Below are 24,678 nucleotides of genomic sequence, written 5' to 3'. Positions count from 1 at the left end.
GACCTCAACTTTCTCTGTGCTTCAGGACCTCGGCGAGGCTCGGCGCCTCCCGGTCCCGTTGGGACATCAGTGCAACCGGCAGCGGCCAGGGAACGGCGAGCTCCGGGTCGTCGAACGCGATGGTGACGTCCTCGGCCGGATCGTGCGGGCGGTCGATCCGGTACGAGGTGTCGGCGATATCGGTCAGTGCCTGAAAACCGTGCGCGCATCCCGCGGGAATGTAAAGAGTTGGTTGTGATTCTCCTGTGAGTTCAAAGGAAACCCAATGGCGGTAGGTCGGGGAATCCGCGCGCAGATCCACGACGACGTCGAAGACCCGCCCGTACGAGCACCGCACCAACTTGGCCTCGCCCGCGCCGGATCGCAGGTGCAGGCCGCGCACCACGCCCCGCACCGAGCGGGACAGGCTGTCCTGGACGAAGGCGTCCGGGTCGAGGCCCACCGAGCGGACCACGTCGGCGTCGAAGGTGCGGCAGAAGAAGCCGCGTTCGTCGGCGTACGGCGTCGGCTCGAAGAGGAACGCACCGGCGATCTCCGGGACTTCGGTCGCTTTCATGGAGACTCCTGCCGAGCGTGGGCGTGGGTGTGGCCGGTCGCGGGGAACACGGCCGCGGTCAACGAGCTGAACTGGTCCTGCAGTTGGCGGGCGGCGGCCAGGTTCCGCTCGGCGAGGGTCTGCCGCAGTTCGGGCGATCGCTTCTCCAGCGCCCGGAATTGCTCCAGCAACCGGTCGGCGTCGACCTCGCGCGCCGGGTGGCAGTACGCGCCGAGACCCATCCGGTCCATGAGCGCGTCGCTCTTCGCCGCGTAGCTGAGGGCGAGCACCGGTGTGCCGGTCTTCAGCGCGCAGATCAGGTTGTGGTAGCGCACCGCCACGACGGTGTCGGCGGCGACCATCTCGTTCATCAGGTCGTCCAGGGAGGTCGGTTCGGCGGCGGTGACCAGTGGTGAGTCGACCGCGTCGAGGATCGCGGCGACCACTGTGGCGTCGCACCTGTCGCCGGTGAGCAGCCGGACCGGCCTGCCCTCCTGGACCAGCGTGCGGACGAACCGGATCGTCCCGTCGAGGTAGCGCCGGTATATCTCGTCGGCCCGGGCGCGGTCGTCGTTGCCGCCGTGGAAGTCCATGACGCCGACGCAGACCGTGCCGGGCGGGCCCGAGGGCGTGCTCGTCCGCGGCGCCGGCAGGGAGAACGCGAGGTCCGGGTAGACCTCGTCGCGCGTGGTGTCCACGCCCATCGCCCGCATCGCGTCACGGGACTGGGCGTCCCGGTACGACCGGTAGGCGGCCAGCCGCCCCGACCAGCGGACCAGCGCCCGGGTGGGCCGGTTGCGGATCTCGGCGGCGCCGACGCTGACCAGCGCGACCTGGGTGCGCGTCAGTCGGCCGCTCGCGCAGAGCAGGAACAGTGAGTACGGGAAGCCCCACGGCCGTAGCGGCAGGGTGGCCTCCAGGACGCCCATGCCCGGCACGATCACCACGTCGTGGCGGCGTACCCAGGCGGCGGTGCGGAAGATGTCGACGAACTTGCCCAGCCCCTTGGACACGATCGCGCCGGCGCGTGACGCGGTCCGGTACTCGGCGCGGTTCCAGTGCATCCGGGTGGCGGGGATGCCGAACCGGGCCGTCACGGCCTCGGGTCCGCCGCACAGGGCGTCCACGACCGCGTCCGGGTGATCGGCGCGGAGGTAGCCGAGGACGGCTTCGAGCGACCCGTCGTTGCCGAGGTTGCCGGAGCCGAGCAGGCCGAACACCCCGACGCGTACCGGAAGTTCGGGCGTTGACGTCATGCGCGCCTCCCCTCGCGGCCGGCGACAAGGGCGTCGACGGAGACCGTGAGCTGGGCCGGGTCGACCGGGGCGCGGTCCTCGACGCGCTCGCCGGCGCCCGGCCGGACCCGGCTGGTCATCCAGGACGCCAGGTGGCGGTAGCACGCGCGCCGGTCGGCCGGGGAGAGCGGCGCCCGCCGGATCGCAGAGGCGAAGCCCCAGATGTACTCGGCGAGCAGCCGGGGCGTCGGGTGCAGCGCGCCTGCCCGGCGCGGATCCAGGTTGACGCAGCGGGCGCGCTTGGAGGGGTTGGCCCGCTCGGCGCGGGTGGGGTGGTCGCGTCGGAAGTACAGCAGTTCCGGGACCTGGTGGAAGCGTCCGTGCAGGGTGATCTCGGCGACGAACGTGCGGTCCGCGTGGTGGTAGCTGTCCATCGGTTTCACCCGGCGCAGCATGTCGGCCCGCATGACTCCGTAGAAGTCGTCGCCGCCCGGCTCGAACAGCAGGCTGCGGAAGCGGTCGGGTGCGTGCGGGGAGTCGGTGGCGAGCGTGTAGTCGTAGGGCACCGTCACCTGGCCGTCGCCGTCGATGACCGCCTGGTCGGTGTGGGCGAGGATGACGTCCGGCCGCTCGTCCAGTGCTTCTATGCAGCGCGTCAGCAGGTCGCGGCCGTAGAGGTCGTCGTGCGAGGCCCACTTGAAGAGCTCGCCGCGGGACTCGGCGAAGACGTGGTTGTGGTTCGGGGTGGCGCCGATGTTGCGGGGCAGCCGGAGGTAGCGGATGCGGGAGTCCTGTGCGGCGTACTTGCGGCAGATGTCCTCGGTGGCGTCGGTCGAGGCGTTGTCGGAGACGACCAGCTCGAAGTCCTCGTAGGTCTGGCCGAGCAGGGCGTCGAACGACTCGGCCAGGTACTCCTCGCCGTTGTACACGGGCAGGCCGATGCTCAGCCTCGGTCGGTCGGTCATGAGGTCCTCACTTCGGGGATGGGATCGCGGTGGCGCTCGCGCAGGGCGGAGCGCAGTTGCAGCCACCACACGGCCGAGCCGCTGATGGTCGCGGCGGCGACGCCCCAGGCCGAGCCGGCCGTACCGGCGAGGGCCGCCCCGCCGAGCCCGCCGCCGACGTAGCAGGCGGAGGCGAACAGCTGGCATTTCAGGCTGCGCCGGGCGGCGCCGAGCGCGCGCAGCCCGGCCGCCGCTCCGGTGCCGAGGCCCGCTCCCGCGACGCTGAGGGTGATCTGCACGATGAGGTGCGAGGAGGAGTGCCAGACGTCGCCGAGCGCCAACTCGCCGAGCCGGCCCGGCATCAGCAGCAGCGCCGAGCCCCAGAGCAGCGCTCCGGTGGCCTGTCCCCCGCCGAGGAGGAGGCAGAACCTGCCCAGTCGATGCGGCGCCTGCCGCAGCACGCGTGCCGCCTCGGGGACGGTGACCAGGGACAGCCCCATCAGTACGGCGAGGAAGGGGCCGAGGAGGAGTTCGGCGCCCCGTACCGCGCCGACCGCGCTGACTCCGACGATCGCGCCGAGGCCGTACGCCCGGAGCTGGCTCGCGCCGCTGAGGCTGACGTTCTCGACCAGGTACCGGTAGCCGAGGTCGCGCTGTTCGCGCAGCCAGCCGCGGGCCTGTGCCGTGCGGGGCCGGATGCCGGACTGGACGCAGCCGTACGCCGCCGCCACCGTGGCGGACGCGCCCCACGCGAGCACGAAGGCGGCCACGGTGCCGACATGGGCCGCCACCACCATGGCGGGGATGAGCGCGATGCCCCACACGATGTCGTTGACGAACGCCTTCCGTCCGTCGCCTGCGGCGAAGAACGAGAACCGCCAGGCGTCCTGGAGCAGCAGCCCCGGCATCATGAGACCGAGGGCGGCGAACGCGGGCCCCACCCGGCCGCCGAGCCCGAGCCCGGCCGCCAGACACACCACTCCGAGGGCCGTGCCGACGCAGAGCGCGGTACCCGTCGAGCGGGCCACCGCCCCGCGCCAGGACGGCTCCGGCACCCCGCTGAAGCGCACCACGAGCGGGTCGGTGGCCAGGCCGCGGGAGACGTTGAGCACCACGCCGTAGGTCACCCAGGCGAGGCTGAACACGCCGAACGCGGTGACCCCGAGGGAGCGAGCCACGTAGATGCCCACCGCGAAGTTGCTGATGCTGGAGGCCGCCTGGTCGGCCAGTCCCCAGGAGAGCCGGCCGACGAGGGCCCGCTTGGCGGACCGGGCGGGTCTCGCCTTTGTCGGCGGATTCTCCCCGTCGGTGGTCATCGGCGTCATGTCTTGATCAGCCCGGCCTCGTGCAGAGCGCCGGCCGCGCCGGCGACGGTGTCGAACGGCAGCCCGGACCGCTCGGCGACGTCGAGCAGACTGTGCTCGCCGTCGGACAGGTTGAGCACCCAGAGCATCGCCATCTGCGCCTGCTTGGTGTCGCTGCGGCCACCGAGCGCGTCGTACAACCCGCGTCGGCCCAGCTGGGGTTCGCCGTAGGGGCTGAGGTTGAGGTACCGCCGGTTGCGGTCGAGAACGGCGAACGCCTCGCGGCAGACGGCGAGGGTGTCCGCCATCGCCGTCGGGGAGACGTAGTCCAGGTTGTCCGCCGAGGTGTGGTACTCGGGGTAGCCCGCGTACGGGGTCCGGGTGAGCGAGCCCACACCCAGGTTGAAGCCGGGCGAGCAGTACTGCCGCTCGTCGTAGCCGTACGGGGTGAACTCATTGACGCGGTGCGGGCGTTCGGACGCCGCCAGCACGTGCCGCAGCACCCGGTCGATCTCCGCGTCGCCGCGCCTGCTCTGCTTGTACGTCACCTGTCCCGGGTCCCCGGCGCAGGCCAGCACGAGGCCGTGCTTGACCCGTTCGATCCGCTCCGCGTTGCGGGCCAGCCAGGTGATCGCCCCGATGGTGCCGGGCGCGTAGATGAACCGGTAGGTGTAGTACGGCGTCTGCCGCGCCAGCTCCCGGGCGAGGAACGTCGCCACCGCGATGCCGGCCAGGTTGTCGTTGGCCAGCGACGGGTGACAGGTGTGGCAGGAGACGATCACCTCGTCGGCGACCTGCCCGGGGACCACGTGCTCGGCGTAGGTGAGGTGGCCGTCCGCGAGGGTGGAGTCGATCCGCACCTCGTAGTCGCCGTCGGGCAGCGCGTCCAGGGTGTCCTGGGCCAGGCAGAAGCCCCACTCCGGCTTGTAGTAACTGGTGCGGTACGGAACCCAGTTGGGCTGGTCCGGCAGGGTGTGCAGGTGCGCCCGCAGCTCGGACAGGGGCATGGTCCTCGCCACCGGCACGCTGTAGCCGAGCACGTGCAGGCTGGACGCGGCGAAGTCGACGACCCGCCGGCCGGTGCTGTCGGCGATGTACGCGTCCCGGATGTTCCACTCCTGTGGAACGGTCCAATCGAGGACCTGTGTCCCGGTCGGCACCTCGTGCACCTGGAGCGGGAGGTACTCGCCGACGATGTCCAGGGTGGCGCGCACACCGTCCCCCGTGATGCTCCGGCAGAGCGGATACATCCGCTCCACCAGGCCGTACATTTCCTCGCCCACGTCGGTCATCGGCGCCACCGCAGGGTGTCGTCGACGGTGCCGGCGTCGGTCGCCGCGCGCAGCACGGCGAGGCGGGTGAAGCGCTGCTCGAAAGCCTCCCGGGTCAGGTCGAACTTCCGGTAGGCGTCGGCGAGTTCGAGCGCGCCCTGCTTCACCGTCCACTCGCAGTCGAAGCCGGGGATCGCATTGCGGAAGCGGGAGAAGTCCACCCGGTAGGACCGCGGGTCGGCGCCGTTCTCCCCGGTGATCACCACCTTCGCGCCGGCCACCGCCTCGGCGACCTGGTCGGCGATCTCGGCGACCGTGACGTTGTTGATCTCGCTGCCGATGTTGAACGCCCGGTCGTGCACCGCTTCGCGCGGCGCGGTCAGCGCGGCCGTGAAGGCGCGGGCGATGTCGGCGGCGTGCACCAGCGGGCGCCAAGGGGTGCCGTCGGAGAGGACAAGGACCTCGCCGGACAGGAGCGCGTGGCCCACCAGGTTGTTCAGCACGATGTCGGCACGCAGCCGGGGCGAGTAGCCGAAGGCGGTGGCGTTGCGCATGAACACCGGGGTGAAGTCGCCGTCGGCGAGCGCGTGCAGGTCGTCCTCGACCCGCACCTTCGACTCCGCGTACGGCGTCACCGGGCGCAGCGGGGCGTCCTCGGTCACCAGGCCGTCGCCGCCGGAGGCGCCGTAGACGGAGCAGGTCGACGCGTACAGGAAGCGCTGCACGCCGGCGTCGCGGGCGAGTCGGGCCAGCCGTACGGACGCGTGGTGGTTGATGTCGTAGGTGAGTTCCGGGGCCAGCGATCCGAGCGGGTCGTTGGACAGCGCGGCCAGGTGGATCACGGCGTCCACCCCGGCCACGTGCTCGGCGGTGATGTCGCGCAGGTCCACCCGCACCCCGGGCGGGTCGGCGGGCTGCGGGCCGAGGACGGAGTCGGCGAACAGGCCGGAGTCGAGGCCGACGACCTCGTGTCCGGCGGCGGTGAGGACGGGTGCCATCACGGTGCCCAGATATCCCTGGTGTCCGGTCAGTAGTACGCGCAAGGTTGTTCAACCCCCCAGGTTGAGCGTGAGTTTGGTGACGGCGAAGGCCTCGGCGTAGCGCGCGTGGCATTCGATACCGCGGATCCGGGCCAGGCCCAGGAAGGCCTCCCGGTCGTACCAGGCCCGGTGTCGCTGCGAGGGGTAGTGCTCCTGCAGCAGCCGTACCTTCTGTTCGGCGGTCTCCGGCGACAGCGGCTGGTACGCCGCCATGCGGCCGAGATCGCCGTCCCACTTGACGATCTCGTAGCCGAGCACGAGGTGGTCGCGGAACGCGGTGGGTATCAGCTGTGCCAGGCCGCGGTGGTCCTGGTGGGCGTCGTCGGTACGCGGGGCCAGGACCAGGTCCGGGTCGGTCCGCTCGCGCAGTTCCTCGACCGCGGCCTTGGCCTCGTCCCAGTGCGTGGGCAGCCGGCCGTCGGGCAGTTTGTGCACGGTCAGCCGCAGGTCGGCGCCCGGGCAGAAGGCGGTGAGCGCTGCCTGCTCCTCCTGCTCCCGCTCGGTGCCGCCGCCGGAGAGCACCAGGGCGTCGACACGGATGCCGGGCCGCGCCTGGCACAGCGTCAGCAGGGTGCCACCGGCGCCGATGGCGATGTCGTCGCAGTGCGCGCCCACGACGACGATCCGGTCGAGAGGACCGGCTCCGAGCCTGATCACGCACGCACCTCCGCGCTGTCCCGCTCCCACACGGCCCACGGGCGGTGGCCCCGCGTGTAGGCCTCGTCGAGCGCGGCCCGCTCCTTCACGGTGTCCGTCGGCTTCCAGAAGCCGCGGTGCTGATGCGCCACCAGCCGCCCCCGCTTGGCCAGTTGGGCACATCCGTCGGCGACCAGGTCACCGTTCTCCGGTATGTGGTCGAAGACCTCCTGGCGGAGCACGAAGTAGCCGCCGTTCTCCCACAGCGGCATGTCGCTCACCGCGGTGATGCCGCCCACCAGGCCGTCCTCGCCCAACTCCACACAGTGGAACGACGATTGAGGCGGCACGACCATCATCGACGCGCCCGCGTCGCGCTGGGCGAACCGGTCGATCATCTCGGGCAGCGGGGCGTCGGTGAGCACGTCGGCGTAGTTGGCGAGGAACATCTCGTCGCCGTCCAGGTGGTGCCGCACCCGGCGCAGCCGCTCCCCGATCGGTGACTCGATGCCGGTCTGCGCGAACGTGATCGTCCAGTCGGCGATGTCGGTGGACAGCAACTCGGTCCGCCCGCCCCGCAGGACGAAGTCGTTGGACGCCGTCTCCTCGTAGTTGAGGAAGAAGTCCTTGATGTGGTGGGCCCCGTAGCCGAGGCAGAGGATGAACTCCTTGTGCCCGAAGTGCGCGTAGTAGCGCATGACGTGCCAGATCAGCGGGCGCGGCCCGACCATCGCCATCGGCTTGGGCACGTCGTCGGAGGTTCCGTTGCGCATGCGCATCCCGTAACCGCCGCAGAACAGGACGACCTTCATGCCGTGACCTCCTTCAAGACGCCCTCGACAACGCTCAGTTCCGGGATCGGGAAGACCAGCCGGCCGCCCCACTCGTGCACGAACGACAGCTGCTCGGTCAGCTCGGCCCGCAGGTTCCACGGGAGGACGAGGACGTAGTCCGGCTTGTCGGCGGCTATCTGCTCGGGCGGCAGGATCGGGATGCGGGTGCCCGGGGTGAACCTGCCGTGCTTGTACGGATTGCGGTCGACCGTGTACGCGAGCAGGTCGGGCCGGATGCCGCAGTGGTTGAGCAGGGTGTTGCCCTTGCCCGGGGCGCCGTAGCCGACGACCGTCTCGCCGCGCTCGGCCGCCTCGATGAGGAACCGCAGCAGATCCCGGCGCACCTTGGCCACCCGGGCGGAGAACTCGGTGTACCCGGCCAGCTCCTGGAGGCCTGCGGCCTTCTCGCGGGCCAGTACGTCGGCCACCCGCTGCGAGGGCTCCCCCGCGACCTCGGCCGGGCGGGCCCACAGCCGGATGGAGCCGCCGTGGGTGGGCAGCAACTCGACGTCCACGAGGGCGAGTCCGCCGCTCGCGAGGGCCCGGATCGCGGAGGCGACCGTGTAGTACTGGAAGTGCTCGTGGTAGATCGTGTCGTACTGGTTCTCCTCGATCAGGGTCAGCAGGTGCTGCACCTCGATGGAGACCCAGCCGTCGTCGGCGACCAGCGCGCGCAGCCCCTGGGTGAACCCGACGACGTCGGGGATGTGCGCGTACACGTTGTTGGCCACGACCAGGTCCGCCGGGCCGTGCTCGGCGCGGACGGCGGAGCCGGTGTCGGGGCTCAGGAAGTCGGTGAACGTGGGCACCCCCGCCTCCCGCGCCGCGGCACCGACGTTCACCGAGGGCTCGATGCCCAGGCAGCGGATCCCCCGGTCCACCACATGTCTCAGCAGGTACCCGTCGTTGCTCGCGACCTCGACCACGAAGGCGTCGGACCCGAGGCCGAGGCGGTCCACCGCGCCGTCGACGAACGTGCGCGCGTGCTCCACCCAGGAGGTCGAGAACGAGGAGAAGTACGCGTACTCCTTGAACGTCTCCTCCGGCGTGATCAGCGGCGGGATCTGCGCGAGCCAGCAGTCGGTGCAGACCCGCAGGTTCAGCGGGTACGTCTGCTCCGGCCGGTCCAGTTGGTCCGCGGCGAGAAAGCTCTCACATGGTGGTGTCGCCCCAAGATCGACGACGCTCGTCGTCGCTTCCGAGCCGCAGAGTCGGCATCGTGTCATCTGCTGTCCCCATCCCCCCTGCTCGCGCGGGTGTCCCCACCGCGAGCCAGTGCTGACCGACCCGCGATCGCGGTGCGGTACTCCTCCAGCAGGCGCTCCAGGCCGACGGCCGGGCTGAATCCCTGCTCGTAGCGGTGCCGGGCCGCCTGCCCCATCTCCCGGTTGCGGGCCGGCTCGGCCGCGATCCGGCGTATGCAGGTCGCGAGCGAGGCGGGCTCGCCCGGCCGGTGCAGCAGCCCGGTGACGCCGTCCTCGACGAGTTCGACGAAGGCGCCGTGGCCCGCGGCGACGGTCGGGACCCCGGCCGCCATCGCCTCCACGACCACCAGGCCGAACGCCTCCAGCCAGGTCGAGGGAGCCACCACGGCGACCGACCGCGCGATGGCTTCCCGGCACTCCGCCGTGTCCAACAGGCCGACGTAGCGCACGTCGTCCCGGCCCGCGGCCCAGGCGGTCACCTCCGGCTCCAGCGGACCGGTGCCGGCGATCACGAGCGGTACGCCCACACCGCCGCCCGCCGCGATCTCGTCCCACGCGGTCATGAGCAGCCGCACGCCCTTGGCCTCCGCGAGCCGGCCGAGATACAGCACGTGCTCGCCGTCACCCGTTCGGCGACTGCCCGGCTCCGGCACGAAGTTGTGCTTCACCGCCAGCCGCTCGGCCGGCATGCCGGAGCGCACCAGGACGTCACGCTGCGCCGCGGAGATGCAGAGGAACCGCTCCACGCCGGTCCACCACCGCCGCCGGTTGACCGACAGGCTGACCGCGAGCGGCACGGTCGCCAGCCGGGAGTTGCGGTAGCAGCCGTGCCGGACGGCGGGCAGCGGCGTCGAGCCGACGCACTCGGTGCACGGTCGGCCGTCCCGCTGGAGCGTGCCGGGCGGGCAGACCTGGGTGTAGTTGTGCAGCGTGGCGACGGCGGGCACATCGGCGTCGGCGCAGGCGGCGAGCACGGCGGGCGACAGGAGCGGGAAGACGTTGTGGACGTGCACGACGTCCGGCCGCTCGGCGCGCAGTCTGGCGGCGAGTTCCGTGCGCACCGCCGGGTTCCACGGCACCAGGAGCGGTACCGCGACCTTGCCGAGGAGGGAGCGGGCGCCGATGTCGTCGCTGCGCCGCTCGAACGTCTCGACCCGGTGGCCGGCCGCGCGCAGCAGCTCCACCTCCTGGTCGACGACCTTGTTCTCCCCGCTCGGCTGCGCCGAGTTGTAGCGGTTGTGCACCACGAGAACGTGCATGCTCAGTGCACCTCCGATCTACGGGCCCAGCGCGGGATGTGCCGTCGGGGGGCCTCGGGCAGCGCGAGCGGAACGGCCTGGGCGGGTGCCGCCAACAGCGAGGCGGCCAGGGCCAGATGGAGCAGATACGGCGAGGCGTCGCCGAGGCCGGCCTCGGTGTACGAGGCGATCGCGCAGTAGCTGATCAGGAAGATCGCGCAGGCCCGCTGCAGCGACGGCGGGCGCAGCAGCGCGACGCCGCCCAGCACGACGATGATCAACGCGACGAGGGTGACGCCGATCAGACCCTGCTCGTTGTAGACGGCCAGCCAGCTGTTGTCGATCGGCAGCCCGCCGAAGGACTTGTCGCCCAGGCCCACGCCGAACGCCTGCTGCGCGGCGGACCGGGGCTCGGCCAGCAGGGCGTTCCAGACCTTGGCCCGGCCGGTGAGACTGGAGAAGTTCTCCTGGCTCTGTCCGCGCAGGAACCAGGTCTGCAGCGCGGAGGCGAAGCCGACCGCGGCCACCACGGAGATCAGCACGGCCCAGGTGAAGAAGCGGCGGGCCGCGGCGCTGGTCAGGATGAGCGAGCCGATCGCCAGCGCCAGCCCGAGGAGCAGGCCGAGCGTGGCCGTCCGGGTGTGGGTCAGCGCGAGCAGTACCAGCGACGGCACGATGACCAGCACGGCGCTGGTCCGGTCGGTCCGCTTGCCGATGACGAGCAGCGCGGTGAGCCCGATGATCACCGCCGCGTACTGCCCGATCTGCGGCGGGGTGAGCGGCCACAGCGCGCCGACGAGGCGTCCGCCGTAGAGGCCGGGCAGGGCCTTGCCCGGGGAGACGGCCAGGCCGAGGGCCACCGAGCCGAGGACCGCGAAGTAGGCCCGGATGTGGTAGCGGACGAACGTGAGGCTGCCGTCCCACCAGCGGCTGAGCAGCCACAGTGTGCCGACGAAGAGAGTCAGCCGGAAGCAGCGGAACAGCGCGCCCATCCCGGACTCCAGGCTCGCGCTGGAGATCACGCTGGACACCAGCAGCAGGGAGAGCAGCAGTACATAGGCGCTGGCCCTGATGCGCACCCGTTGGTTGACCAAGAGGGCCAGCGCGAACGCGGCGACCAGCGAGCCCATGGTGACCATCTGGATGAGGGAGCGGGGCAGCGGGACGATGGTCTTCGCCCCGGCGGAGCCGAGCGTGTTGAGGACCAGCAGTCCCCACACGATGCCGACGGTCTTCGGTGTGCCGGCCGGGCGCGGCTCGGCGCCCGGCTGCGTGCCGACCGTGTCCGGTCCGCGTGTCAGGTTCTCCCCCATCTCAACCACCGGCCTGTAGGTCGAGGGTGCTGCCCTTGTCCTGCTGGTACGGCGTCGCCTGCCACTGCCCGAAGTCGAGCACCTTGCTCTGGTCCTCGGCGTCGAACTTCCACGGTCCGACGTAGACGTTGTCGTGCCAGCGGTTGTGCTGCTTCTGGGTGATGTCGTCGGCCACCTGCTCGCCCTTGTACGGCGACCAGTCCGGGTAGGTGCCGTAGTTGGACAGCACGGCCATGCGGTCGCACATCTCCGTGCACTTGACGACGGACTCGTCGAGCACGAAGCGGTTGTCGTGGATGTCCACCCGCTGGGTCTTCCACCGGCAGTCCGAGTAGAGCGGTGCCTTGGCGATCGCCGGTCGGACGCACCTGCTCGTCTTCTTCACCAGCAGCGTGCAGTCACCGGACGAGGTGTTGGCCGGGCTGTTGCAGAACCGGTCGGCGTTCTCCCAGAGGGTGATCCCGTTCCAGTTGTTCTCCAGCACGTTCCGGTAGATCTCGATCTTGTCGGTGCGGGCCTTGATCCGTGGTTCGCCGCCGGACTCGGACAGGTAGACGGTCGCGTACGGGAAGTTGTCGCCGCCGTCGGCCGCCTTGCGGCCCTCGACCCAGTTGTTCCGCCGGATCGTGTTGTCCCGGATGACCGCGTTGTAGCTGGTCTCGTAGATCAGCGCGGCACCGTCGTTGGCCTCGATCACGTTGTTCTCGATGCGGAAGTCGTTGTTGTTGGTGTCCGCCCACAGCCCGGTGCCGCGGTTGTCGTGCACCCAGTTCCCGCTGATGTCGGCGCCGTCGACCTCCCAGAACTTGATGCCTCCGGTGCAGCCGCAGCCCTCCTTGCGCCGCTCCCAGTCACCGGTGTTGTTGCCCGTGATCTCGTTGCCCTCGACCACCAGGCCGGTGATACGGCCGTTGCCCTTGTAGGCGTTCATGCCGTACTGGCCGTTGTCGCGCAGGCAGTCGGCGCGGACCTGCTGGCGGGCACCGGCCATCAGTCCTGCGCCGGAGTTGTCCTTGATCGTCGAGTGTTCGATGACCCACCCGTCGGCCGAGTCGTGGTTGACGACGCCCTCGTCCTGCGGCGCGACGAATCCCCGCACGGTCAGATAGCGGATGGTGACATCGGCGGCGTTGCCGGTGAAGGCGTACTGGTTGACCTTCCGGCCGTCGAACACCGCGCCCGGCGCGCCGATGTAGTGGTCCCCCTTCTTGGGGATGACCTGGGCGTAGCGGTCCCGCTCCAGCTTGTGCGTGCCCGGCTTGAGCCAGAACGTGGTGTTCGGGGGGCTCTTCTTAGTCTTCGCCGCCAGGTCGCCGACCACCTTGGGGTCGACGGTGACCGCGCCCGCCGGCGCCTTCGCCGGTCCGACGGCGGGGTTGGCGCACACCCGGGCCACGGACCGGGCGGCGGACGTCGCCGTGGACGGCGCGGCACTGGGCTTCGTCGCGGCCGGGGCGCTCGACGTGCTGTCGCAGCCGGTGACCGTCAGCAGGGCCAGCACCAGCGGTGCCGCCGCCGACGCCCAGTGCCGCCTCTTGATCCTCACGCGCCCCCCTGGCCGCGGAACCCGAGCACGGTGGTGAACCCGTCCGCGCCGTCGGCGAAGCCGGTGCCGATCAGCGTGGTGGTGGGCTCCCTGCGCCCGAATCCGGCGGAGTACCAGCCCAGCGGCGGGTCCGTCTCGCCGCGATGCGCCTGCCAGGACAACTGCCCGGGCAGGTCGAGCACCGCGGAACGCTCCTCACCGTCCCGGGTCCAGGTGAGCACGGCCCGGTGCCCGACCAGGTCAGCGGCGATCGCCGGGCCGAGGTGGAACGCCAACTGCACGTCCCGGCGCGGGCTTTGTCGGCCGCTGACCTCGTCGACGATCCTCAGCTCCTGGCTCTCGACCGTCAGCTCCACCCGGCGGCGGTGCACCGAGCCCTGGTAGCCGTCGTGCTCGGCGGCCCAACGGGCCACACCTTCACCGGAGTTGTCAACGTCCAGGACGCGGCTGCGGGCGTGCCGGGTCCACAGGAACGGGCCGCCGGAGACGGACTGGTCACCGCCGTCCAGTTGCAGGGTGTTGTGGCCGAGGGTCGAGCGGAAGTACTGCCGCCACGCGGGCTGCCCGTGGTAGCAGTACGTCCCCGGGTCGGCGAGCACGTCCACCCCGTCGTGCCGGACCTCCACGGACAGCGCGTCGGCGTGGGCGTGCGCGGCGATGGACAGGAAGCCGTGCGGACCGCCGTCGCAGCGGCACCAGATCTGCTCAGGACCGCGCAGGACGGTGAGCCCCGCGTCGGCGAAGTGGGCGGGCCTGGTCGCCGGGCGGGCGGTTCCGTCCTTCGCGTACGGCCGGATAAGCGCGGCCAGCAGCGGGGTGCGCACATCGGTGCCGGTCACCGTCGGCCACCAGGCGAGCCGGCCGAACACGGCGTCCCCGGTGGCGAGCAGCGAGGCCCAGCGGTCGGTGCCCGCGCCGTCCACGACCAGACCGTGGCCGTCGTCCGCGTCCCCCTGGCGCGGTGGCCGCAGCCGGTTGTCCACGACGGCCGCGAGCGCGTCGGTCATCCGCAGCAGTACCAGCCGGATCGACGCGGGGACCGGCACGTCGGCGGCGTCCGCCTCGGCCACCGCGGCCAGGCCGAGTTCCAGCACGAGTCCGTGGTATTCGGTGGCCAGCTCGCGGTTGAGGCCGGAGTCGAAGGTGTTGGCACGCAGGTGCCGCTCCAGCGACCGCAGCGCACCGGACCGCCAACTCGCCGAGGAGGGGAACCAGTTGAACGCGCAGGACGCGGCGAACTGTCCGGCGGCCTCGGCGATGACGTGGTTGTTCGCCGAGGACCCCCGGCTGGGGAAGGCGGCCAGCCAGCGCTGGTGGTGCCAGATCTGGTTCTGCGCCACCGGGTTGTCCTCGAACAGATCGGCCGCGCCCGGCCAGCCGTCGAGGAGCCGCCGGATCCACACCCAGGACAGCAGCCGGATGCCCAGCTCGATCCCGCTGATCCAGTGCACGCCGCGAAGCGGTGGGTTGGCCGTCCACCACGACCGCAGGTGATCGGCCACCCGCTCGGCATACCGCTCGTTCCCGGTGACCGCGTAGGCGGCGGCGAGCACGGTGAGGTACTGATGCCGGGACAGCTCCCAGATCTGCTTGATGTCCCCGACCGCGTCCTCGTTCCGGTACGGCACGTCGAAGGCGTAGCCCCAGGGAGCCCGGCGTCCGGTCTTCGGGTCGCACCACCAGTCCGGGTCGTCGAGGTCGTCGCGGACCACCCCGAAGAACTCGACGTGCCCGTACATCAGCCGGTCCGCCTCGGCGACGAGCCGTTTCGCGGCGTCCGGCGGCACCGAGGCGATCGCTCCTTCGGGCAGGACCGCAGTGAACCGGGCGCCGGTCACGCTCGGGCAGTCCGGCCGCGCCGACCGCCAACGCCGCCTGCGCACGGCGTCGCCCGCCCGGCCCGCGACCTCTCCCGGTCCCATCCGGGACAGCCGTCGCAGGTACCAGCCCGCGCTCATGGTCATGGCGTCCTCGCCAGCGTCACCGGCGCGCCGCCGGCCAGGCCGGCCTGTACGGCGAGGGTGGCCGCCGTGGTGGCGACCAGCGACTCCAGCGGCACCGGCATCGGTCCGCCGGTCCGAACCGCCTTGATGAACGCGGCCAGTTCGGCGTTCTGGCCCTTGTCCCGGGCCTTGGGCAGCCGCGAACTGACCCACTTCTTACCGCCGTAGACCGAGGCACGGACGAAGTCGTCGAGCCGCAGCACCTTGCCGTCCCCGACCAGGTCCAGGGTCTCCTTGGGGAAGCCGGAGGCGCCGGTGGTGACGTAGCTGATGGTGGCGGTGGACCCGTCCGGGTAGCGCAGGACGACCTGGAGGTCCTCGTTGCCGGGCGCGGCTGTCGCGTACACCGAGACCGGGTCGGCGTCGAGGAGCCAGCTCGCCGTGTCGATGAAGTGGCCGCCCTCGCCGGCGAACCGCGAGCCCTCGGCGCCCTGTTGGAGGTACCAGCTGCCGTGCTGGAGCTTGCCCGCGTTGACGAGGTAGCGCAGGCTCGCCGGACCGGTCCGGGCGCCGAACCGCTCCCTGGCCTCCTGGAGCAGCGGCGCGAACCGGCGGTTGAAGCCCACCTGGAGCCGGTCGTTGCCGGACTCCTCCACCGCCGCGAGTACGCCGGCCAGCTCGTCCTCGGTGAGGGCCAGGGGCTTCTCCACGAACACCGTCTTGCCGGCCAGGAGTGCCTGCCGGGTCAGCTCGGCGTGCGAGCTGTGCCGGGTGACCACGAACACCGCGTCGATGGACTTGTCGCCGAGCACGGCATCGAGGTCGGTGGTCGCCTCGGCGAAGCCGAACTTCCGCTGCGCGTTGGCCGCGGACAGCGCCGTCGTGGTGACGACGGTCGACAGCTCGACGCCTTCGCGCTGGGCCAGGTGCGGCAGCAGCATCGACGTCGCGTAGTTCCCCGCGCCTACGAAAGCGAGCCGCACCGGAGTCTTGGCGGACCGGGCCGGGGCGACGGTCGTGCCGGTGCGTCGCACCTCGGGCACGGACACCTCCGGGGCCGCCGACTCCCCCTGTTCCTCCGCCTGTTCGGGGTAGCGGAACAGCACGGCCACGGCTTTCAGTTCGCCGTCCTTCAGGCGCTGGTACGTCTCGACGGCGTCGTCGAAGTCCGCGATGTGGGAGACCAGGGGTTCCACGTCGACCCTGCCGCGGGCGAGGAGATCGAGGAAGCACGCCAGGTTGCGGCGCTCGGTCCAGCGCACGTAGCCGATCGGGTAGTCGCGGCCCTCCAGCTCGTACGACGGGTCGTAGCGCCCGGGGCCGTAGGAGCGCGAGAAGCGGACGTCGAGTTCCTTCTCGTAGTACGCGTTCCAGGGGAGGTCCAGGCGGCACTTGCCGATGTCGACGACCCGGCCGCGGTCCCGTGCGAGCCGGGCGGCAAGCTCGACGGGCTGGTTGCTGCCGCCGCCTGCGGCCAGGAACACCTGGTCCACGCCGTGGCCGTCGGTGAGTTCGGCGACGGCCGCCTCCACGGCCGGGGACGCGGGGTCGCCGCAGGCCGCGGCGCCCAGGCGCTCGGCGAGTTCGCAGCGCGTCGGGTCGGGGTCGGCGCCGACCACGCGGACTCCCGCGGCGGTGAGCAGCTGCACCACCAGCTGCCCGATCAGTCCGAGGCCGATGACCAGGGCCACCTCGCCGAGCTGCGGCTCGCCCTGGCGGACGCCCTGCATCGCGATCGAGCCGACGGTGCCGAAGGCCGCGTGCCGCGGCGCGAGACCGTCGGGGACGGGGGCGTAGAGGTTCTTCGGCACCCAGTTCAGCTCGGCGTGCAACGCGTGCTCGTTGCCGGCGCAGGCCACGAGGTCGCCGACCTTCACGTCGTCGATCCCGGCGCCGACCTGCTCGACCACCCCGCACAGCGAGTAGCCCAGCGGCGTGTAGGAGTCCAGCTTGCCCATCACCTTGCGGTAGGTGGCGGGCACCCCGTTGGTGGCCACGCTCTGCATGACCTTGGCCACCTGGTCCGGCCGTGAACGGGCCTTGCCCAGCATCGACATGCCGGCCTCGGAGACCTTCATGAGCTCGGTGCCGGTGGATATCAGCGAGTAGGCGCTGCGCACCAGCACCCCGCCCGGCTTGCACCCCGGTACCGGAACGTCGAGCACCGCCAGCTCGCCGCTCTTGTAGTTCTGTACAACCTGCTTCACCAGAACTCCTGTTTTCTAAGCCGTCGTCCGAGCGCTCTGGGCGGAGCCAGAGGTCGCGTCGCGATACCAGTACTCAAGGGTCAGTACGTGCCACAGATGCTTGGAGTAGTCCGCCTGTCCGGCGGCGTCCTCGGCGACCATCCGCGCCAGCGCGTCGCGGCGCAGGAGCCCGGAGTTGACGAGCACGCCGTCGTTGACCACCTCGCGCACCAGCGGTGCCAGGTCCCGGCTCATCCAGGCGCGCAGCGGGGCGCTGAACAGGCCCTTGGGCCGGTACACGATCTCCCGGGGCAGGATCGAGGTGGCCGCCTCCTTGAGGGCGGCCTTGCCCTGCCGTCCGACGATCTTGCGGTCGCCGGGCACGGCGAACGCCGCCTTGACCACCTCGACGTCCACGTACGGCACCCGCACCTCGGTCGACGCGGCCATGCTCGACCGGTCCGTGTAGGCCAGGTTCAGGCCCGGCAGGAACATCCGGGCATCGGTCAGGCACATCCGGTTGACGAAGTCGTCTAGGTCGTTGTCCTGGTAGACGTCCGCGTGCTCGGTCAGGACGTCGTCGACCGTCCCGGCCAGATCCGGGTTGAGCAGGGCCAGCAGCTCGTCCTGGTCGTACATGGTGTAGCTGCGCCGGAACGCGGTCTCCTCGGGCAGATCGGCGAAGGAGAGGAACCGCTTCGCGAAACGCACCGACCGGTAGCCGCGCCGGGCCGAGGCCACCGGCAGCCGGTCCACGACCCCGGACACCCCGCGCCGCAGGGGCCGGGGGACGCGCTGGTAGCGCAGCGCGAGCAGGTTGGCGAAGTGCTTGCGGTACCCCGCGAACAGCTCGTCGGCGCCCATCCCCGAGAGCATCACCTTGACGCCGGCCTCCCGGGCGGCCATGCAGATCAGGTACGTGTTGATCGCGGCGGGGTCGCCGATCGGCTCGTCCAGGCTGTACGTCATCTGCGGCAGCAGGTCGAGCACGTTCGGGGCGATCTCGATCTCGTGCAGGTCGACGCCGAACTGCTCGGCGACCTGCCGGGCGTAGCGCAGGTCGTCGGGCATCGCCTCGAACTTGGCGTCCTCGGCGCGGAATCCGATGGTGTAGGCGGAGATCCCGGGCTGGTGGCGGGCCGCCAGCGCGGTCAGATAGCTGGAGTCGAGGCCGCCGGAGAGGAAGGTCGCCACGGGTACGTCGGACAGCAGGTGGCGGCGGGTCGACTCCTCGACGACGGCGTCGAGGTCCGGCTGTTCACCGGCCAGCGCCCGGTCCCGGCCCTCGGCGGCGACGTCCTTCAGGTTCCAGAAACTGCCGCGCTCCACCCGGCCGTCGGGCCGGCACCTGAGCCAGCTCCCCGGCGGGAGCTTCTCCGCCTCGCGGAACGCGCAGCGCGAGTCCGGCACCCAGTAATAGAGGAGGGACGCCACCAGCGCCGCCTGGTCCACCTCCAGCGACTTGCCGGTCGCGGCGGCGAGCGCCTTGAGCTCGGAGGCGAACATCAGGCCCTGGCCGCGCCGGAGCAGGAACAGCGGCTTGATGCCCAACTGGTCGCGGACGAGCACCAGTTCACCGGTCCGCTCGTCGAAGACGCCGAACGCGAACATGCCGCGCAGCCGGGGCAGGCAGTCCGTGCCCCAGCGCCGCCAGGCCTCCAGGAGTACCTCGGTGTCGGAGGTGCCGCGGAAGCGCACCCCGGTGGCCTCCAACTCGGCGCGGAGTTCGGGCGCGTTGTACAGCTCGCCGTTGTACGTCAGGGCGAGGCCGTCCGAGACCATCGGCTGGGCGCCGGTCTCGGACAGGTCGATGATGGACAACCGGCGGTGCCCGAGCTGTACTTCGCCGTCACCCAGGGGGTGGCCGTAGCGGCCCGCGCCGTCCGGGCCGCGGTGGGCGAGGGTGTCGGTGAGCCGGTCGGTCACGGCCTTTCCGTCCGGCCATCGGTACGTGCCCGCGATGCCACACACGTCTACCGCACCTCCTGGTCGTTGTCCGGGACCCGTGCGGCCCGTATCGGCTGCCGTTCCGTGAGCCGCCGGCCTGTCGCGTTCGGCCAGGTCGGCCGCTCGCTGCTGCCGCGCAGCGCGTTGGCCAGCCCGTCCCACAGCGTGCCGTCGGTCCGGTCGCGCGGATCGGGGTCGATCAGCACCACACCGATCACCGGGATGTGCTGGTCCGCGAGCTGCCGCGCCACGGTGTGCAGCCATGCGGCGCTGCCGTGCCCGGCCCGCACGACGAGCACGGTCCGGGAGCCGAGGTGCTGGAGGTCGGTCCACGCCGTGCCGGGTGCCACCGAGCCGACGCCGATCCGCTGCTCCTGCGGGGACACGGTGGCGGCCTTCTCGCCACCGACCACGGTGGGGTCCCCCGGTTTCGGGCGGCGCCCCGAGAGCTGCGTGCCGGGGAGTCCGTCGACGACGGTCACCGGCCCGTCCTCCCCCAGTGCCCGGGCGAGACCGAGGGCGATCACGGCCGTGCTGCGCGCGCAGCCGAGTTCCAGCAGCGACAGCGGCTCCGCCGAGCCGCGCGAGGTGCGGGCCAGCGTGGTGGCGAGCCGTTCGCGTGCCACCCGGGTCCGCCTGCGCTGCCACAACCTGCCGGAGCGGCGCGGCAGTTCGGCGATGACCGAGGCGCCGAGGTTCGCCGCGATGTCCCGGCGCAGCACGGGGCGGTCCGCGACCACCACGCCGACCGCGGCCAGCGCGAGCCCGAGGAAGAGCCCGAGGACGAGTCCGATCACGCCGTCGGTGACGAGGGCCTTGGGCAGCGAGTGCCGCACCGCGCGCGGGGCGTCCACGATCTGCGTGCCGGCGACGAGCTGGGGCGCGCCGACGCGGGCCTCCTCGGCGCGCTGGCCGAAGTCGGAGATCTGTGAGGTGAGTTCGGCCCGCCGGGCGAAGAGCGACTCAAGGTTCGCCGCGTCCTTGGGGTCGGAGTCGGGCGACCGGCCGCCGATCGACTTGTTGACGTCGGCGAGCTCCGCCTCCATACGGTCCCGCTGGTCGAGCAGGCCCTGGGCGTTGGCATTGGCGATGTCGTTGATGCGCTTGGCGTGGTCCGCGACGAACGCCTCGGCCAGTGCCTTGGCCCGGGCCACCGCTTCCGCGTCGGTCTTGCCCGTCACATCGATCTCAAGGACGTTGTTGGTCAGTCCGGTGCCCCGGTAGTCCTTCATGAAGTCCTCGGGTTTTTCCGGGGACTTGAGGATTCGCAGGGCCTGACCGGCGATCCGCGAGGTCGCCAGCAGCTGGGCGTCGGTGCGGATCAGCGTTCCGGTGTCGTTCGGCTGGTCCTCCTGATGCGCGACCAGCACCTTGGTCACGGCGGCCGGGGCGGGCGGCAGCAGGACCGCCACGGCCGCGCCGGCCAGCATGCCGAGGAGCGCCATGGCGCCCCACAGACGGCGGCGTCTGCGCACCGCGACCACCAGCGCCTGGAGGTCGAGGAGCGGGGTGGCGGCCGACGACTCCGAAATCGTGCTCGTCGTCACGCTGGATCTCCTGTCGCGTGGCCGTGTACCGCGAACGTCAAAGTGGCGTCGTCGGAAAGCCGGTCGGCGGTTTCCGTCGGCCGGGTGCGGACCGTGCCGGCGACGACGACGCCGACGAGCTCGTGGCCGCCGTCCGCGCACGCCTCGGCGATGCCGGCGAGTTCCCCGGCGGTCCAGCTCCCGGCGCCGATGACGGCGAGGGCACCGGACTCGGTGTCGCGGTCCGGCACGATCGGCCGGTCCACCGAGACCTCCACCACCCGCAGCCGCGGGTCACCGGAGGCCTCGGCGACGAGCTGTCCGGCGGCCAGCCGGGCGACCTCGTCGCCTTCCGGTACGACGACCAGCAGCCGCCGGGGGGCGGGCAGTTGGTCCCGGAGGCGGGCGCACACCCGCCGGTAGCGGATCCGCCGCTCGGCCTCGTCGCCGGACCGCTGCGGGGCCGGCGTGTCCCACGGGGTGTCGATGCCGAGAAGGCGGCGGAGCCGGGCCCGCGAGCCGTGGCTCTCGGGCCGGTGGCCGTGCCGTTCACCGGGCACGTCGACGGTGCCGAGGAACGGCGAGCCGAGCGCCGCGGCGATCTCCGGTTCGGCGCGCAGCCGGCGGCTCACCCGTGCGGCCGCGAGATGGCCGACGACCGCGAGCACGAAGAACAGCAGCGCCCCGGCGACGATGAGCTGCGTCCTCGTCGGCGCCGCCGCTCCGGTCGGCCGGGGTGCCGGCCCCATGACGACCATGCTGGCCTTGGCGCTCGCCGGGTTGGCCTCCTCCAGCTTCTTCATGGCGTCCTGCAGCCCGGTGCGCAGACCCTCCAGCTCGGTGCGGGCCTGCACGCCCTCCACGGTCTGCCCCGGATCCGCCGAGTCGGCCAGATCGGTGATACGGCGGTTGGTCTCGGCCACCTGCTTCCGCAGCGCCTCGGTCGCCGTGTCCGCCGCGGGGTCGGTGCTGCCGCCCGCGATACGGGTGGCGAAGGTGACGAACTGCTGGGCCAGCTGGTCGGAGAGCCGCTGCGCGCGCTCCGGGGTGTCGGCCGTACCGGAGACCTTGATGATGTTCCCGTCGTCCGCCTTGGCACTGACGTCTTTCTGCAGTTCGGTGCCGTTGACCCCGGTCCAGTTGAGCGCGGCGGCCGCGCGGTCGACCACCGCCGAACTGGTGGCGATGTCCACCTGGGTCAGCAGTTCGCGTTCTTCCCACTGGCCCGGCAGCAGCACCGATGCCTCTGCCGTGTAGCGCGGCGGAAGCAGCAGCACCGAGGTGCCGTAGCCGAAGAGCGCGCCCGCTACGGCGAGGACGGCGAGGAGCCGCCACCGCCGACGGAGAATCCGTCCGATCGTGACCAGGCGGATCGTGTCGTCATTCAATGGTGCGGCCTCTTCCCCGTACGGAGCGGCCCACCCGCGGACACCGGGGCTTGGTCCCGGCAGGCGGCGGCATAGGCGGCGAGCAGTGACGCTTGCGAGTTCTCCCAGGACAGCGGCCCGCTGATCCGCTCCTGGCCGATCCTGCCCATCCGGGCCCGCTTCTCGGGATCGTCGAGGAGCAGCGCGATGAGCTTGGCGAACTGGGCCTCGTCGTCGTCGGGCGCGTAGACGGCGGCGTCACCGGCGGAGACGCGCGCCTCCCGGAGGTCGAACGAGACGATCGGCCGTCCCATCGCCATGTACTCCAGGACCTTGTTCATGGTCGACACGTCGTTGAGCGGATTGCACGGGTCGGGGGAAAGGCACACGTCCGCGGTGCACAGGTAGCGCACCAGGTCGGCGTCCGGGATGCGCCCGGTAAACTGCACCTGCTCGGAGAGACCGAGCCGCCGGGCCAGCTCCACCATCGCGTCGAAGGCGTCGCCGGCGCCGACGAAGACCGCGTGCCAGTCGGTCCGCCCGAGTTCGTCGCGCAGCTTCGCGAGGGCCCGCAGGGCGTAGTCGACGCCGTCCTGCGGGCCCATGACGCCGAGGTAGCACAGCAGATGAGGCTTGCCGCGCTTCAACTCCGGCTCCGGCGGCACCGGTTGGAACCGGTCGGTCGCGGGTGCGCTGCGCACCACGAAGACGTCCTCGGGCCGCTTGCCGCCACGGCTCAGCGCGACGTCCTTGTAGCTCTCGTTCGTGGCGAGCACGATGTCCGCGGCCCGGTAGGTCCGCCTCTCCAGCGCGCACACGGCGCGGTAGAGCAGGTCCTCGCCCCGGTCGAACCGGGAGAGGTACAGCTCGGGTACCAGGTCGTGCTGGTCGAAGACGAAGCGCGCGCCGCGCCGCTTCATCCACAGGGCCGGGAGGAACAGCAGGTCGGGCGGGTTGCAGGCGTGGACCACGTCGACCGGGCCGACCTTGCGGGCCAGCCGGACCGTGTGCCACAGCGCCGTTCCGTACTCCCGCAGGTAGCCGGCCGGTCCTCCGGTGGCCGCGCGCAACGGGTAGCGGTGGATCCGCACCCCGTCGATCACCGCTTCCGGTTCCGTGTCCCGTTTCTCCCCCTGGGGGCAGATGACGTGCACCTCCCAGCCCGCGTCGCGCAGCGTGGTGCACTCCTGCCACACCCGCCGGTCGAACGGCACCGAAAGGTTCTCCACCAGGATCAGCGCGCGGCGGTTCGACCCGTCGCGGCTGACTGCGTTACCAAGCAAGGCCCATGTACCCCGGTTCGTTCCGGCGCGTGTCGGCGTCGGGAAGGTGGATGAGGTCGACGATCATCGGTCCGCCCGCATGGGGCAGCGCCGACACCACGGCAGGATCCTTGGTCCCCACCAGGCACACCTCGGCGTGCTCCAGCACCTCGTCGACGGAGTCGGCGAGCAGTTGCGCGAGATGCGGCAGCCGGCTCTCGATGTACTCGCGGTTCGCGCCGAGCAGCCGGGAGAGGCTCACGTTGGCGTCGTAGATCTTGAGGTCGTAGCCCTTGCCGAAGAGCCGCTCCGCCAGCTCGACGAGCGGGCTCTCCCTGAGGTCGTCGGTGCCGGGTTTGAAGGACAGCCCGAACAGGCCCACCCGGCGCTTGCCGGTGCGCTCGACCAGGTCCACCGCTCGCTGCAGGTGGTCGGAGTTGGAGGCCAGCACGTGGGAGAGGATGGGCACCGAGACATCGGCCCGCTGCGCCGCGTGGACCAGGCTGCGCAGGTCCTTGGGCAGGCAGGAGCCACCGAAGGCGAAGCCGGGCCGCAGGTAGGCGGGGCTGATGTTCAGCTTGCGGTCGGCCAGGAACACGTCCATCACCTGGTGCGAGTCCACCCCGAGCGCCTGGCACACCGAGCCCAGTTCATTCGCGAAGCCGATCTTGAGGCCGTGGAACGCGTTGTCCGCGTACTTGATCGCCTCGGCGGTCGGGATCGGCACCCGGAACACCTCGCCGGGCAGGCCGTCGTACAGTGCCGCCAGCGCGTCGCCGCTCGCCGGGTCGAGCTCGCCGATGACGGTCTTGGGCGGGTCGAAGAAGTCCTGCACGCTCGTGCCCTCGCGCAGGAACTCCGGGTTGACCGCGACCCCGAAGTCCACCCCGGCCGTGCCGCCGACGTTCTTCTCCAGGATCGGCACCAGCAGGTTCAGGCAGGTGCCCGGGAGCATGGTGCTGCGGAACACGACGGTCTGGCGCCCGCCGCGCTCGGCGAGCGCGGCGCCGATCTGTTCGGTGACCCGCTCCAAGTACGTGGTGCACAGGCTGCCGTTGGGCTCCGACGGCGTGCCCACGCAGATCAGCGACACCTCACTGCCCATGATCGCCTCGCGGACATCGCCGGTGGCGCGGAGCGCTCCGGTCCGCACGACCTCGGCGATGAGCTCGCCGATACGTTCCTCCACCACCGGGGCCTTGCCGTCGTTGACCAGGTCGACCTTCACCTGGTTGACGTCCACCCCGATGACCTCGTGCCCCATGCTGGCCAGGCACGCGGCCGACACACAGCCCACGTAGCCGAGCCCGAAAACGCTGACTCTCATGCCCCGTCTCTCCCCCCAGG

Annotated in this window: 19 protein-coding genes; all 19 read right to left on the bottom strand. The window is 71.4% G+C overall.

Going from position 1 to position 24,678, the window contains the following annotated elements; genetic code table 11:
• Window positions 1-4 precede the first annotated feature (4 nt).
• From rfbC to OG496_RS47225, 19 genes are read right to left on the bottom strand one after another with little or no spacing between them, the layout of a single operon-like run.
• Window positions 5-556, bottom strand: coding sequence for a dTDP-4-dehydrorhamnose 3,5-epimerase (gene rfbC / locus OG496_RS47315; RefSeq protein ID WP_405975291.1), 552 nt, complete (start codon window positions 554-556; stop codon window positions 5-7).
• Complete coding sequence (locus tag OG496_RS47310) at window positions 553-1,791, bottom strand: polysaccharide pyruvyl transferase family protein (RefSeq protein ID WP_405975290.1); 1,239 nt, start codon at window positions 1,789-1,791, stop codon at window positions 553-555. Before OG496_RS47310 ends, rfbC begins: the two co-directional genes overlap by 4 nt.
• On the bottom strand, window positions 1,788-2,735 hold the full coding sequence (locus OG496_RS47305) for a glycosyltransferase family 2 protein (RefSeq protein ID WP_366491886.1): 948 nt from the start codon (window positions 2,733-2,735) through the stop codon (window positions 1,788-1,790). The genes OG496_RS47310 and OG496_RS47305 overlap by 4 nt, the downstream gene beginning before the upstream one ends.
• Entirely contained in the window at window positions 2,732-4,039 is a 1,308-nt protein-coding gene (locus tag OG496_RS47300) for a hypothetical protein (RefSeq protein WP_405975289.1), read from the bottom strand. Before OG496_RS47300 ends, OG496_RS47305 begins: the two co-directional genes overlap by 4 nt.
• On the bottom strand, window positions 4,036-5,310 hold the full coding sequence (locus OG496_RS47295; RefSeq protein ID WP_405975288.1) for a DUF4910 domain-containing protein: 1,275 nt from the start codon (window positions 5,308-5,310) through the stop codon (window positions 4,036-4,038). Before OG496_RS47295 ends, OG496_RS47300 begins: the two co-directional genes overlap by 4 nt.
• Window positions 5,307-6,332 (bottom strand): NAD-dependent epimerase/dehydratase family protein, encoded by a 1,026-nt coding sequence (locus OG496_RS47290; RefSeq protein WP_405975287.1) that lies wholly within the window; start codon window positions 6,330-6,332, stop codon window positions 5,307-5,309. The genes OG496_RS47295 and OG496_RS47290 overlap by 4 nt, the downstream gene beginning before the upstream one ends.
• A gap of 6 nt (window positions 6,333-6,338) precedes the next feature.
• The gene (locus OG496_RS47285; RefSeq protein WP_405975286.1) at window positions 6,339-6,986 is read right to left on the bottom strand and encodes a PIG-L deacetylase family protein; all 648 of its coding nucleotides are present in this window, start codon (window positions 6,984-6,986) and stop codon (window positions 6,339-6,341) included.
• Window positions 6,983-7,777: a sugar phosphate nucleotidyltransferase gene (locus OG496_RS47280; protein WP_366491890.1), complete on the bottom strand. Its 795-nt coding sequence runs from the start codon at window positions 7,775-7,777 to the stop codon at window positions 6,983-6,985. The genes OG496_RS47285 and OG496_RS47280 overlap by 4 nt, the downstream gene beginning before the upstream one ends.
• Window positions 7,774-9,024, bottom strand: coding sequence for a methyltransferase domain-containing protein (locus OG496_RS47275; RefSeq protein ID WP_405975285.1), 1,251 nt, complete (start codon window positions 9,022-9,024; stop codon window positions 7,774-7,776). Before OG496_RS47275 ends, OG496_RS47280 begins: the two co-directional genes overlap by 4 nt.
• Complete coding sequence (locus OG496_RS47270) at window positions 9,021-10,262, bottom strand: glycosyltransferase (RefSeq protein WP_405975284.1); 1,242 nt, start codon at window positions 10,260-10,262, stop codon at window positions 9,021-9,023. Before OG496_RS47270 ends, OG496_RS47275 begins: the two co-directional genes overlap by 4 nt.
• Window positions 10,263-10,264: 2 nt before the next feature.
• Window positions 10,265-11,554 (bottom strand): O-antigen ligase domain-containing protein, encoded by a 1,290-nt coding sequence (locus OG496_RS47265; protein ID WP_399390557.1) that lies wholly within the window; start codon window positions 11,552-11,554, stop codon window positions 10,265-10,267.
• Between the two features lies 1 nt (window position 11,555).
• A complete protein-coding gene (locus tag OG496_RS47260) occupies window positions 11,556-13,100 on the bottom strand; it encodes a right-handed parallel beta-helix repeat-containing protein (RefSeq protein ID WP_405975283.1) in 1,545 nt (514 codons plus the stop codon).
• Window positions 13,097-15,064 carry an alginate lyase family protein gene (locus OG496_RS47255; RefSeq protein WP_405975282.1) on the bottom strand — a complete coding sequence of 656 codons (1,968 nt, stop codon included), beginning with the start codon at window positions 15,062-15,064 and terminating at the stop codon, window positions 13,097-13,099. The genes OG496_RS47260 and OG496_RS47255 overlap by 4 nt, the downstream gene beginning before the upstream one ends.
• Window positions 15,061-17,250: a bi-domain-containing oxidoreductase gene (locus tag OG496_RS47250; protein WP_405975281.1), complete on the bottom strand. Its 2,190-nt coding sequence runs from the start codon at window positions 17,248-17,250 to the stop codon at window positions 15,061-15,063. The genes OG496_RS47255 and OG496_RS47250 overlap by 4 nt, the downstream gene beginning before the upstream one ends.
• Window positions 17,251-17,265: 15 nt before the next feature.
• The gene (gene asnB / locus OG496_RS47245) at window positions 17,266-19,200 is read right to left on the bottom strand and encodes an asparagine synthase (glutamine-hydrolyzing) (protein ID WP_405975280.1); all 1,935 of its coding nucleotides are present in this window, start codon (window positions 19,198-19,200) and stop codon (window positions 17,266-17,268) included.
• Window positions 19,201-19,202: 2 nt separating this feature from the next.
• Complete coding sequence (locus OG496_RS47240; RefSeq protein ID WP_405975279.1) at window positions 19,203-20,723, bottom strand: Wzz/FepE/Etk N-terminal domain-containing protein; 1,521 nt, start codon at window positions 20,721-20,723, stop codon at window positions 19,203-19,205.
• Window positions 20,720-22,090, bottom strand: coding sequence for a Wzz/FepE/Etk N-terminal domain-containing protein (locus OG496_RS47235; protein ID WP_405975278.1), 1,371 nt, complete (start codon window positions 22,088-22,090; stop codon window positions 20,720-20,722). Before OG496_RS47235 ends, OG496_RS47240 begins: the two co-directional genes overlap by 4 nt.
• Entirely contained in the window at window positions 22,087-23,352 is a 1,266-nt protein-coding gene (locus tag OG496_RS47230) for a glycosyltransferase family 4 protein (RefSeq protein ID WP_405975277.1), read from the bottom strand. Before OG496_RS47230 ends, OG496_RS47235 begins: the two co-directional genes overlap by 4 nt.
• On the bottom strand, window positions 23,342-24,658 hold the full coding sequence (locus OG496_RS47225) for a nucleotide sugar dehydrogenase (protein WP_405975276.1): 1,317 nt from the start codon (window positions 24,656-24,658) through the stop codon (window positions 23,342-23,344). Before OG496_RS47225 ends, OG496_RS47230 begins: the two co-directional genes overlap by 11 nt.
• Window positions 24,659-24,678 lie beyond the last annotated feature (20 nt).

This window comes from Streptomyces sp. NBC_00988, assembly GCF_045162645.1.
In the GTDB taxonomy this organism is placed as follows: domain Bacteria; phylum Actinomycetota; class Actinomycetes; order Streptomycetales; family Streptomycetaceae; genus Streptomyces.
The sequence above is the reverse complement of the archived record's forward strand: the minus strand, read 5'-3'. Positions and strand labels throughout refer to the sequence as shown.